General features: G+C 65.4%; 11 protein-coding genes. 6 read left to right on the top strand and 5 right to left on the bottom strand.

The window, feature by feature from the left end; all coding sequences use genetic code 11:
* Positions 1 to 75: 75 nt before the first annotated feature.
* Both gap and ACR9ZJ_RS02535 read left to right on the top strand, forming a co-directional pair.
* Entirely contained in the window at positions 76 to 1,092 is a 1,017-nt protein-coding gene (gap, locus tag ACR9ZJ_RS02530) for a type I glyceraldehyde-3-phosphate dehydrogenase (protein WP_481281387.1), read from the top strand.
* Positions 1,093 to 1,172: 80 nt separating this feature from the next.
* Positions 1,173 to 1,712 carry a hypothetical protein gene (locus ACR9ZJ_RS02535; RefSeq protein ID WP_481286785.1) on the top strand — a complete coding sequence of 180 codons (540 nt, stop codon included), beginning with the start codon at positions 1,173 to 1,175 and terminating at the stop codon, positions 1,710 to 1,712.
* Here ACR9ZJ_RS02535 and ACR9ZJ_RS02540 read toward each other — a convergent pair.
* The 3 genes from ACR9ZJ_RS02540 to hppD are packed head-to-tail and all read right to left on the bottom strand — an operon-like array spanning position 1,702 to position 5,134.
* Positions 1,702 to 2,682, bottom strand: a complete 981-nt coding sequence (locus tag ACR9ZJ_RS02540) for a fumarylacetoacetate hydrolase family protein (protein ID WP_481286786.1) — start codon at positions 2,680 to 2,682, stop codon at positions 1,702 to 1,704. The two genes, ACR9ZJ_RS02535 and ACR9ZJ_RS02540, sit on opposite strands and share 11 nt — an antisense overlap.
* 15 nt (positions 2,683 to 2,697) lie before the next feature.
* Positions 2,698 to 4,008, bottom strand: coding sequence for a homogentisate 1,2-dioxygenase (gene hmgA / locus ACR9ZJ_RS02545; RefSeq protein ID WP_481286787.1), 1,311 nt, complete (start codon positions 4,006 to 4,008; stop codon positions 2,698 to 2,700).
* Positions 4,009 to 4,045: 37 nt separating this feature from the next.
* A complete protein-coding gene (hppD, locus tag ACR9ZJ_RS02550) occupies positions 4,046 to 5,134 on the bottom strand; it encodes a 4-hydroxyphenylpyruvate dioxygenase (RefSeq protein ID WP_481286788.1) in 1,089 nt (362 codons plus the stop codon).
* Between the two features lie 89 nt (positions 5,135 to 5,223).
* Between hppD and ACR9ZJ_RS02555 the strand changes: the two genes are divergently transcribed.
* Positions 5,224 to 5,673 carry a MarR family winged helix-turn-helix transcriptional regulator gene (locus ACR9ZJ_RS02555; RefSeq protein WP_481281392.1) on the top strand — a complete coding sequence of 150 codons (450 nt, stop codon included), beginning with the start codon at positions 5,224 to 5,226 and terminating at the stop codon, positions 5,671 to 5,673.
* Positions 5,674 to 5,835: 162 nt separating this feature from the next.
* Here ACR9ZJ_RS02555 and ACR9ZJ_RS02560 read toward each other — a convergent pair whose 3' ends face one another.
* Positions 5,836 to 7,341, bottom strand: coding sequence for a peptide MFS transporter (locus ACR9ZJ_RS02560; RefSeq protein ID WP_481286789.1), 1,506 nt, complete (start codon positions 7,339 to 7,341; stop codon positions 5,836 to 5,838).
* Positions 7,342 to 7,412: 71 nt separating this feature from the next.
* Complete coding sequence (locus ACR9ZJ_RS02565; RefSeq protein ID WP_481281394.1) at positions 7,413 to 8,261, bottom strand: tryptophan 2,3-dioxygenase; 849 nt, start codon at positions 8,259 to 8,261, stop codon at positions 7,413 to 7,415.
* A 228-nt stretch (positions 8,262 to 8,489) separates the two neighbouring features.
* Here ACR9ZJ_RS02565 and pdhA point away from each other — a divergent pair, with 228 nt between their 5' ends.
* The 3 genes from pdhA to ACR9ZJ_RS02580 all read left to right on the top strand — a co-directional run.
* Positions 8,490 to 9,569: a pyruvate dehydrogenase (acetyl-transferring) E1 component subunit alpha gene (gene pdhA / locus ACR9ZJ_RS02570; RefSeq protein WP_481281395.1), complete on the top strand. Its 1,080-nt coding sequence runs from the start codon at positions 8,490 to 8,492 to the stop codon at positions 9,567 to 9,569.
* A gap of 13 nt (positions 9,570 to 9,582) precedes the next feature.
* Positions 9,583 to 10,563, top strand: coding sequence for an alpha-ketoacid dehydrogenase subunit beta (locus ACR9ZJ_RS02575; RefSeq protein WP_371024604.1), 981 nt, complete (start codon positions 9,583 to 9,585; stop codon positions 10,561 to 10,563).
* A gap of 13 nt (positions 10,564 to 10,576) precedes the next feature.
* A partial coding sequence (locus tag ACR9ZJ_RS02580) for a biotin/lipoyl-containing protein (protein WP_481286790.1) occupies positions 10,577 to 11,228 on the top strand: 652 nt, incomplete at its 3' end.

Genomic DNA, 11,228 nt, shown 5'->3' on the forward strand with positions numbered 1-11,228 from the left:
GGGGCCTTCCGTTACCATGGAGGTTTACACCACCCGCCCCTACTTCGTTAGCACATCCCATCCCGGAGGCAGCACATGACCATCAAGGTCGCCATCAACGGTTACGGTCGCATCGGTCGCAACATCCTGCGCTCGCTCTACGAAGCGAAGAAGAACGGCCAGGACATCCAGATCGTCGCGATCAACGACCTCGGCAACGCCGAGACCAATGCCCACCTCACCCAGTACGACACGGCCCACGGCCGCTTCCCGGGCGACGTGTCGGTCGACGGCGGTGACCTGATCGTCAACGGCGACCGGATCAAGGTGTTCGCCGAGCGCGATCCTTCGAAGCTGCCCTGGGGCGAGCACGGCGTCGACGTGGTGATGGAATCCACCGGCTTCTTCACCTCCAAGGCCAAGGCCGGCGCGCACATCGCCGGCGGTGCGAAGAAGGTCATCATCTCCGCCCCGGGCGACAAGGACGTGGACGGCACGTTCGTCATGGGCGTGAACGACGACAAGCTGACCTCGAAGCTCGAAGTCATCTCGAACGCCTCGTGCACGACGAACTGCCTTGCTCCACTGGCCAAGGTGCTGCATCAAAAGATCGGCATCGTTCACGGCCTGATGACCACCATCCACGCCTATACGAACGACCAGGTCCTGACCGACGTCTATCACTCGGACCTGCGCCGCGCCCGTAGCGCCACGCACAGCCAGATCCCGACCAAGACCGGCGCCGCCGCCGCGGTGGGCCTGGTGCTGCCGGAACTCAACGGCAAGCTCGACGGCTTCGCCATGCGCGTGCCGACGATCAACGTCTCGGTGGTCGACCTCACCTTCACCGCCGCGCGCGCCACGACCAAGGAAGAGATCGACGCCGCCATCAACGAAGCCGCGAACGGTTCGCTGAAGGGCATCCTCTCGGTCAATACGCAGCCGTTGGTCTCGATCGACTTCAACCACAACCCGCACTCGTCGATCTACGACGCGACGCAGACGCGCGTGATGGAAGGCACCCTGGTCAAGGTCCTCTCGTGGTACGACAACGAGTGGGGCTTCTCGAACCGCATGCTCGACATGGCCAAGGCCTTGATGGCCGCGAAGTAAGCGCCGCCACAATCGAATAGGTACGGCCACGGGGGGCCCGCAGCGATGCGGGCCCCTTTTTTTTGCATGGAGAATGACCGATGTACCAAGGATTCATCCTGGCCGGCTGCCTGTTGTGGTTCGCGCCGCCAGTCGCCGCGGCCGATTGCACCGCCACGCGGCCGTCGACGACGGACATCGTGGATGAGGGCCTGTTGACCCCGTCGATGCCTATTGAACGACGCAGGAAGCTCGCCGACCGCCTGCTCTGCTCCGCACTCGCAGGGAACGCGGCAAGCCAGGAACTGGCGGGAACGCTCTACTACCAGGGGCCGTCACGAAAGGGGAACGTGCTGGCGCGCGACACGTTCCGGGCTCGCCACATGCTCACCGCGGCGGCGAACCGGGGACGTCGTCACGCGATGCACCGGCTCGCGGAACTGGAGCTGTCCGACGGGCACCTCTATGAGGCCGCGCTTTGGACCCGCGTCGAGTACGTGATGCACGGGTCTCCGCTGCCGCCACTGGCGCACCTGAATCGCACGATCGAGGCCCGGATATCGCTGGATACCCGGCTGGAGGCCGACGTGCTCCTGAAGGTGGCGGCCATACGCGAAGCGATGGAGGCCGCTACGCCTTGACGATCGCCTGTTCGATCGAGCCGAAGATGGACACGCCATGCTCGTCGGTGACGTCGATCCGCACCGTGTCGCCGAACGACAGGAAGGGCGTGCTGGCCTTGCCGTCGCGAAGGGTTTCCACGGTCCGCTGCTCGGCAAGGCAGGACGCGCCCTTGGACGTGTCCTGGTTGGCGATCGTGCCCGATCCCACCAGCGTGCCCGCGGTCAGGGGACGCGTCTTCGCCACATGCGCTACGAGTTGGGCAAAATCGAACTGCATATCCACGCCGCACTCGGCTTCGCCGAACCATGCGCCATTGATCCACGTGCGCATCGGCAGGTGCAGTTTCTCGTCCCGCCACGCCTCGCCCAGTTCATCGGGCGTGACGAACACCGGGGACAGCGCCGAACGCGGCTTCGACTGGAGGAAGCCGAACCCCTTCGCCAGCTCGGCGGGAATCAGCCCGCGCAGCGACACATCGTTGACCAGGCCTACGAGCTGGATATGTCCGACGGCCTGCGCCGGGGTCACGCCCATCGGCACGTCGTCGGTCACCACCAGCACCTCGGCTTCGAGATCGATACCGAACGCTTCGCTCGATACGACCACCGGGTCACGTGGGCCGAGGAATCCGGCGCTCGTCGCCTGGTACATCAGCGGATCGGTGTAGAACGATTCCGGCACCTCGGCCCCACGCGCCTTGCGCACGCGCTCCACGTGCGGGAGGTAGGCGCTGCCGTCGACGAATTCATAGGCACGCGGCAAGGGCGCGGCGAGCTTCGCGATGTCCAGGTAGAACGCGCCCTCCACCTTGCCGGCGTTCAACGCTTCCGAAAGGGCATTGAGGCGGGGCGCCACCGCGTGCCAATCGTCCAGCGCCGCTTGCAGCGTCGGTGCGAGGCCCGCGGCCTTCACGGCACGGGTGAGGGACCGATCGACCACGACGAGCGTGCCGTCGCGGCCGCCTTCCTTCAGCGAAGCGAGTTTCATGCTTTTCCTTACCGATCAGGTGGCCGATGGATCGAAGTGCTTCTTCAATCCACGCCAGCATTCGTAATAATCGCCTTGCAGCGCCGTCGACTCGAGGGCTTGCCGGCTGGGACGGATGACCTTGCGCGTCTCGAACATGAAGGCCATGGTGCCAACGATGTGGTCCGGACGCGAGGTGTCGGCGGCCGAGGCCTTCTCGAAACTCGCCGCGTCGGGGCCGTGCCCGCTCATGCAGTTGTGCAGGCTTGCCCCACCCGGCACGAAACCGCCGGCCTTGGCGTCGTATGCGCCGTCGATCAGCCCCATGAACTCGCTGGCCACGTTGCGGTGGAAGTACGGTGGCCGGAACGTGTGTTCGGCCACCAGCCAGCGCGGCGGAAAGATCACGAAGTCCATGTTCGCCACGCCCGGCGTGTCGCTGGACGAGGTGAGCACCGTGAAGATGGAAGGGTCCGGGTGGTCCACCGCGATCGAGCCGATCGTATTGAAACGCCGCAGGTCGTACTTGTAAGGGGCATAGTTGCCGTGCCATGCGACCACGTCCAGCGGCGAGTGGCCGATGGAGGCCGTCCACAAGGTCCCCTGGAACTTGGCGACGAGTTCGAAATCGCCGTCGATATCTTCGAAGGCCGCCACGGGCGTGAGGAAGTCGCGCGGGTGGGCAAGGCCATTCGCGCCGATCGGGCCCAGGTCCGGCAGATGCAGTGGCGCGCCGAAATTCTCCGCCACATAGCCACGTGCTTCGCCATCGGGCAGCTCAACGAGGAAACGAATGCCACGCGGCACCACCGCGATCTCCAGCGGCTCCACGTCGAGCACGCCGAGTTCCGTGCGAATGCGCAACCGGCCCTGCTGCGGCACGATCAACAGTTCGCCATCCGCATCGTAGAAGTACCGGCCCGCCATGGACCGATTGGCGCAATACAGGTGGATGCCGATGCCGGCCTGTTCCGCCGCACCGCCGTTGCCACCCATCGTGACCAGGCCATCGAGGAAATCCGTGGCCTGCCCCGGCATCGCCAGAGGATCCCAGCGCAGCTGGTTCGGCGTGGCCGGCGCCTCGTCGAAACGGTTGTGGAACGTGCCGTGGGCGCACGCGGTGAACGGGGAGTGCTGCGCCGCCGGGCGGATGCGATAAAGCCAGCTGCGCCGGTTGCGGTGGCGCGGGGCGGTGAAGGCGCTACCCGAGAGTTGCTCGGCATACAGCCCCCTGGCCACGCGCTGGGGCGAGTTCTGGCCCGAGGGCAACACTCCGTCCACGGCTTCGGTGGCGAACTCGTTGCCGAAGCCGGTCTGGTAGCCGCGGATATCGTCGGTGTGGCTCATCGTGGTGGTCCTTGTGCGATGACGGCCGGCCCCGGCGTCAGAGCACGCCGCGGCGCATCTGGTCGCGCTCGATCGACTCGAACAGCGCCTTGAAATTACCGTTGCCGAAGCCTTCGTTGCCCTTGCGCTGGATGATCTCGAAGAAGATCGGCCCGATGGTGTTCTGGGTGAAGATCTGCAACAGCAACTTCTTCTTGGTCTCGTCGTCGGCGTCGATCAGCAGCTTGTTCTCCTGCAGCCGGGCCACGTCTTCGCCGTGGTCCGGCACGCGCACGTCGATCACTTCGTAGTACGTCTCGGGCGTGTCGAGGAAGGCCACGTTCTGCGCGCGCATCGCCTCGACCGACTCGTAGATGTTATCGGTGAACAGCGCGATGTGCTGGATGCCTTCGCCGTTGTACTCGCGCAGGTATTCGTTGATCTGCGACTTCTCGTCCGAGGACTCGTTCAACGGAATGCGCACGAGGCCGTCCGGCGCGGTCATCGCCTTCGACACCAGGCCGGTCTTCGCACCCTTGATGTCGAAGTAGCGGATCTCGCGGAAGTTGAACAGTCGCTCGTAGTACTCCGACCACTTCTCCATGTTGCCGAAATGGAGGTTGTGCGTCAGGTGGTCGATGAAGGTGAGGCCGAAACCCTTCGGATGACGATCGACGCCCGGCAGCCATTCGAACTCGGCGTCGTACACCTCGCCCTTGGCGCCATAGGTGTCCACCAGGTACAGCGCGGCACCACCGATGCCTTCGATGGTCGGTACCTGCAGGGCCAGCGTCTCTGGCTTGAAGCCGATCGTCGTGGCGCCATTGGACAGCGCCGTGGCCTGCACGTCGGTGGCCGGACGGTTGAATCGAATGGCGAACCCGCACGCGGACGGACCGTGTTTGGCGACGAAATCCGCGGCGAAGGAATCCGGCTCCTCATTCACGAGGAAGTTGCAGTCGCCCTGGCGGTAGAGGGTGACTTTCTTCGTCTTGTGCTTCGCGACCGGCGTGAAGCCGAGCCTCGGAAACAGCGTATGCAGCAGCGCCGGATCCGGCGCGGCGAATTCCACGAACTCGAAGCCATCGACACCCTGCGGGTTTTCGAAGGTGGTGACTTCCATACCGGTGTTGGGCTGGGCGCTCATTGGGCGATACTCCTGCGACGGGCACGGCTTTGGCCGTATACCGGCACTTTATAGTTTCACTTGTAACCATTTGCAAGGACCAGCGCAGCATGACATTCGAAACCGTCCCCGCACATGCCCCGTTGGAGCTGGAGCGCTTCCTGCCTTACCGGCTTTCGATCCTGTCGAATACGGTCAGCCAGTCCATCGCGGCGGAATACCAGGACCGATTCGAACTCAGCATGACGGAATGGCGCGTGATGGCGGTCCTGGGCCGCTTCGCGGAGCTCTCGGCCCGCGAGGTCGCCGAACGCACGGCGATGGACAAGGTGGCGGTGAGCCGGGCGGTGGCCCGCCTGGTAGAGGCCGGCCGGGTGGACCGCAGCACGCATGACGGCGACAAGCGCCGCTCGGTGTTGAAACTGTCCGAGGCCGGCTGGGCCATTCATGACGAGGTGGCGCCCATGGCGAGGGCGCACGAACGGGAATTGCTGGCGAAGCTCGACGAGGAAGAGCGGGCTCAGCTCAACCGGATACTGGACAAGTTGCTGGCACCCTGAGGCGCCCTTCGCCGCTGAAGCGGCTCCCACAGGAACGGGCTCTCATGGGGGCCGGTTCTTACGGGAACTGGCTATCGCCGACAGGGTCGGCTCCCACCAAGCGCGGTACCCCTGAGCGAGGCGTTACCGAGCCTGGTGGGAGTCGACCCTGTCGGCGATGCGTCACTTCACCCCGTGCATCAGCCGGTTGATCAGCGGCGCGATCAGGAGCAGCACGATGCCCGCGCCGATCAGCAGTTCGAAGCTGAAGCTGAAGCCGGACAGCGCCGAGGACACGGTCATGCCCGTCTCGCCGCTGATATGCCCCGCCAGCAGGCCCGACAGGTTGTTGCCGATGGCGGTGGAGAGGAACCAGCCGCCCATGGCCAGGCCGACCACGCGGATCGGCGCCAGCTTGGTCACCATCGACAGGCCGATCGGCGACAGGCACAGCTCGCCGATGGTCTGCAGCACATAGCATGCCGCCAGCGGCCAGAACGGAATGAGGCCGTTGCCGCCCACGAGGCTCTTCAACGCATACATCAGCACGAAGAAGCCCAGCGCGTTGAAGATGAGGCCCAGGCCGAACTTGCGCGGGATCGACGGTTCCTTGCGCAGGCGTGCCAACCAACCCCAGGCCAGCGCGACGATCGGCGCGAAGACCAGGATCGCGGCCGAGTTCACCGACTGGAACCATCCGGTGGGGAACTCCCAGCCGAACATCTGCCGGTCGACGATGTTCTGGGCGAGGAAGTTGAACGAGCTGCCCGCCTGCTCGAAGAACATCCAGAACAGCACGTTGAAGGTAAACAGCAACAGCATCGCGATCACGCGATGGATCTGGATGCGGTCGTGGCGCACCGCCTCGATCACCAGCATCACCGCCACCCCGATGAACAGGGCGCCGAGCAGCCAGGCGATGAAGATCGCGCCGGCCTTGGCCATCAACAGGTAGACGAGGGGGATGGCGACGAGGATGCCGACGATCACCGCGACCAGGTTCTTCCCTTCGTGGCGCTCCGGCGGCGGAACGCCCACGCCCTTGAGCTGGTGCTTGCCGACGAGGAACCAGATGAAGCAGATCACCATGCCCACGCCGGTGGCGGCGAACACGGCCTTGTAATTGTCCTGCAGCGGCGTATCCGTCATCACGGAAGCGAGCCAGCCCGTGACCAGGGGGGCGAGGAAACCGCCCAGGTTGATGCCCATGTAGAAGATCGTGAAGCCACGATCGCGGCGGTCGTCGCCGACCGGATAGATCTGCCCCACCAGCGAGGAGATGTTCGGCTTGAACAGGCCATTGCCGACGATCACGGTGGCCAGGCCGGCGAGGAACACCTGCTGGTTCGGCACCATCACCATGAACAGGCCGGTGCCCATCACCACCGCGCCCACGAGGATGGAGCGCTGGTATCCGAGGATGCGGTCGGCCACCCAGCCACCGAAGATCGCCGAGGCGTAGACCAGCGCGAGATAGGCGCCATACGTCCGGCTGGCATAGCCCTGCCCCGCCTGATCGCCGTGGAAGAACTCGGCGACGATGTACAGCGTGAGGGCCCAGCGCATGCCGTAGAAGGCGAAGCGCTCCCAGAATTCGGTCATGAACAGCATCCACAGGGGACGCGGGTGACCGAGGGTCTGCGGGTAGTCGGGCACGGGCCGGGCGGCGGCTGGGGCGGTCGGTGTCATGGCTTTCCCTGTGGAAGATTCGTGCAGGGTGTTTAGCTGGCCCGGCCCCATGCGTCAAATCCGCCGGGTTTTCAGGTCCCCAGGATCGTGCGCACTTCGATCAATTCCGGGAAGAAACTCTGCTCCAGCGCCTTGCGCAGGAAGGCCACGCCGGAGGAACCGCCGGTACCGGGGCGGAAGCCGATGATGCGCTCCACGGTCTTCATGTGGCGGAACCGCCAGAGCTGGAAGGATTCCTCGATATCCACCAGTTCCTCGCTGAGATGGTACTCAGGCCAGTGGTTGGCGGTGTCTTCGTAGATCCGCTTGAACACGGGCAGCAGCGCGGGCTGGCTCCGCCAGGGCTGGGTCAGGTCGCGCTGCAGCAGTTCCACGGGCACCGGATGGCCGCGGCGCGCGAGGTAACGCAGGAATTCATCGTAGAGCCCGGGCGCCTCGAATACCGCGCGCAGGCGTTCGTGTGCCACCGGGTCGTGTTCGAACACGCGCAGCATATCGGCGTGCTTGTTTCCGAGCAGGAACTCCACCATGCGGTATTGCAGCGACTGGAAACCCGACGAGGGCCCGAGCACGTCGCGGAACTGCAGGTACTCCGCCGGTGTCAGTGTTTCCAGCACCCCCCACTGTTCGTAGAGCTGGCGTTGAATCTGCTTGACCCGCGCAAGGATCTTCAGCGTGCCGTCCACGTCGTCGGCGCGCAGGCGTTCGAGCGCGGCGTCCAGCTCGTGGATCATCAGCTTCAGCCACAACTCCGAGGTCTGGTGCTGCACGATGAACAGCATCTCGTCGTGATGCGCCGGCTGGCTGCGCGGATGCTGGGCGGAGAGCACCTGGTCGAGCTTCAGGTATTCCGAATAGGTGAGGCTTCCGTCGAGGTCGGTGCGGATTCCGGGTTCGAGGTCGCGCCTGGGATTGGCCATGGGGACGAATTCACAATGAGGGGTTGACAGCCGCCAAACCCGCGCCATGACGCCATTCGTGGCCTCAGGCGGGGAAATCCATGCTGCGCCGTGCCTTGCCGCGCCATAATACCCCTGATATCTAGTCCGGCTCGCAAGAACCCAAAAGCCGTGTCGCGCCCCGCTGGATGGGCCTGGCCGCTTCCCCACTCGTGCGTGTCGTTTCTAACCTTCCCCTGGGAGCGAGTCGTGTCCATCGCCGCCAAGTTCGAAATCGAATACCTGCAATACCTTGACCAGGACGGCAAGGAAACCGGTAAGGAACTCCCCGCATTCACCAAGGATCTCGACCACATGGTCGAGCTCTACAAGCTCATGGTTTCCACCCGCGTGTTCGACGCCAAGTCGATCGCGTTGCAGCGTACCGGCAAGCTCGGCACCTATGCCTCGTGCCTGGGCCACGAGGCCGCGCATGTCGGCATCGGCAGCGCGATGCGCCGCGAAGACTCCCTGGCGGTGTCCTATCGCGAGTACGGCGCCCAGTTGTACCGCGGCGTGAAGCCGCGCGAGGTCTACACCTACTGGGGCGGCGACGAGCGCGGCAACGACTACGCCGATGCCCCCGCCCACGACTTCGCCTGGTGCGTTCCCATCGGTACGCAGTGCCTGCATGCCGCCGGTTCGGCGCTCGCCTTCAAGATTCGCAAGGAACCGCGGGTCGCCGTCTGCACGATCGGCGACGGCGGCTCGTCCAAGGGCGACTTCTACGGCGCCATCAATGTCGCCGGCGCGCAGCAGCTGCCGCTGGTGGCCGTGATCGTGAACAACCAGTGGGCGATCTCGGTGCCCCGTCGCATCCAGACCGGTGCCGGCACGCTCGCGCAGAAGGGCATCGCCGCCGGCCTGCCGTGCATCCAGGTGGACGGCAACGACATCATCGCCGTGCGCGCCGCCATGGAGATCGCGCTGGAGCGCGCCCGCTCCGGCCAGGGCGCCTCGGTGATCGAAGCGGTCACCTACCGTCTTGGCGACCACACCACGGCCGACGACGCCCGCCGCTATCGCGGCGAGCAGGAAGTGAAGGACGCCTGGGCACGCGACCCGGTGCCGCGCCTGCGCAAGTGGCTCGAAGGCAAGGGCAAGTGGGACGACGCGAAGGAAGAGGCCTGGAAGGCCGAGTGCGACGACTGGATGGACAACGAAGTGAACGCGTACCTGGAAACGAAGAACCAGCCGGCGACGGCGATGTTCGACTACCTGTACGCCGAGCTCCCGGCCGACCTCGAAGCACAGCGCGAGCTCGTCGCTTCCCTCGATCGCAAGTCGTAAGGAATTCCGTCCCATGGCACAAATCACTCTTATCGAAGCGGTGACCCAGGCGCTCGCCTATGAGATGCGCAACGACGACAGCGTCGTGGTGCTCGGCGAGGACGTCGGCGTCAACGGTGGCGTGTTCCGCGCCACGCAGGGCCTGCAGGAACAATTCGGCGAGATGCGCGTCATCGACACGCCGCTGGACGAAGGCACCATCGCCGGCCTCACCGTCGGCCTGGCCGCGCAGGGCATGAAGCCGGTGGCCGAAGCCCAGTTCGAAGGCTTCATCTATCCGATGATGGAACACATCGCCTGCCACGCCGCGCGCATGCGCAACCGCACCCGCGGCCGCATGACCGTTCCCGCGGTGTGGCGCGCCCCCTGGGGCGGCGGCATCCGAGCGCCGGAACATCATTCGGAAGCGAACGAGCACCTGTTCACGAACATCCCGGGCCTGCGCGTGGTGATGCCGTCGTCGCCGGCCCGTGCCTACGGCCTGCTGCTCGCCGCCATCCGCGATCCGGACCCGGTGATCTTCTTCGAGCCCAAGCGCATCTATCGCCAGTACAAGGAAGAAGTGCCCGACGACGGCGAAGCGCTGCCGCTCGATGTCTGCTTCGTGCTGCGTGACGGTACCGACGTGACCCTGGTGACCTGGGGCGCGCAGGTGAAGGAATGCCTCGAAGCCGCCGACGAACTGGCCCAGAAGGGCATCAGCGCCGAGGTGATCGACGTCGCCACGCTCACGCCGCTCGACTTCGACACCATCGCCGAATCGGTGACCAAGACCGGTCGCTGCGTGATCGTGCACGAAGCCCCGAAGACCGCCGGCTTCGGCGCGGAGATCGCCGCCCGTCTCGCCGAGGAATGCCTCTACAGCCTGCTCGCACCGGTGGAACGCGTCACCGGTTTCGATACCCACATCCCGCTGTTCCGCCTGGAAATGAAGTACCTGCCCAGCGTGGAACGCATCGTCGAAGCCGCCCAGCGCACGCTGGCCGCCTCCTGAGGAACCGATAGAAATGGCCGATATCAAGACCTTTTTCCTGCCGGACCTCGGCGAAGGCCTTCCCGACGCGACCGTCGTGGAATGGCACGTCAAGGAAGGCGACACGATCAAGCTCGACGCCCCGCTGGTGTCGATGGAAACCGCCAAGGCCGTCGTCGACGTGCCTTCGCCGTACTCGGGCACCGTCAAGAAGCTGCACGGCGCACCGGGCGACATCATCGAGACGGGGGCCTCGCTGGCCGACTTCGAGATCGATCCGAACGCGCGCCAGCGTGCCGAGGCCGAATCCACCGGCCATCATCACGGCCCCAAGAAGGGCGTGGGCAGCCCCGCCCCGGACGATGCCTCCAAGGTGGTCGCTTCCGATGACGGCGGCGAGATCGATTCCGGCAACGGCGGCGATCGCGAGGACGAAGGCACCGTCGTCGGCGCCATGGTCAGCGGCAACGCCGTGCACACCGAACAGGTGAGCAGCGCCGGTGGCGTGAAGGCGGTGCCGGCCGTGCGCGCCGCCGCGAAGAAGCTGAAGGTCGACCTCACCCGCGTGCAGCCCACGGGCGCCGGCGGCGTGATCACCATGGGCGACGTGAAGAACGCCGCCGCCAATGGCAGCGCCGCCCTGGGTGCCGCCCCGGCCCGCCCGGCCGCGGCCCAGCACCTCGCAC

It is taken from the genome of Luteibacter sp. KNZ12-1A, from assembly GCF_056755675.1.

Excerpts from the sequence above, each read along its gene's own strand:
- gap (WP_481281387.1), top strand. The coding sequence starts at position 76 with ATGACCATCAAGGTCGCCATCAACGGTTACGGTCGCATCGGTCGCAAC.
- ACR9ZJ_RS02535 (WP_481286785.1), top strand. The coding sequence starts at position 1,173 with ATGTACCAAGGATTCATCCTGGCCGGCTGCCTGTTGTGGTTCGCGCCG.
- ACR9ZJ_RS02540 (WP_481286786.1), bottom strand. The coding sequence starts at position 2,682 with ATGAAACTCGCTTCGCTGAAGGAAGGCGGCCGCGACGGCACGCTCGTC.
- hmgA (WP_481286787.1), bottom strand. The coding sequence starts at position 4,008 with ATGAGCCACACCGACGATATCCGCGGCTACCAGACCGGCTTCGGCAAC.
- hppD (WP_481286788.1), bottom strand. The coding sequence starts at position 5,134 with ATGAGCGCCCAGCCCAACACCGGTATGGAAGTCACCACCTTCGAAAAC.
- ACR9ZJ_RS02555 (WP_481281392.1), top strand. The coding sequence starts at position 5,224 with ATGACATTCGAAACCGTCCCCGCACATGCCCCGTTGGAGCTGGAGCGC.
- ACR9ZJ_RS02560 (WP_481286789.1), bottom strand. The coding sequence starts at position 7,341 with ATGACACCGACCGCCCCAGCCGCCGCCCGGCCCGTGCCCGACTACCCG.
- ACR9ZJ_RS02565 (WP_481281394.1), bottom strand. The coding sequence starts at position 8,261 with ATGGCCAATCCCAGGCGCGACCTCGAACCCGGAATCCGCACCGACCTC.
- ACR9ZJ_RS02575 (WP_371024604.1), top strand. The coding sequence starts at position 9,583 with ATGGCACAAATCACTCTTATCGAAGCGGTGACCCAGGCGCTCGCCTAT.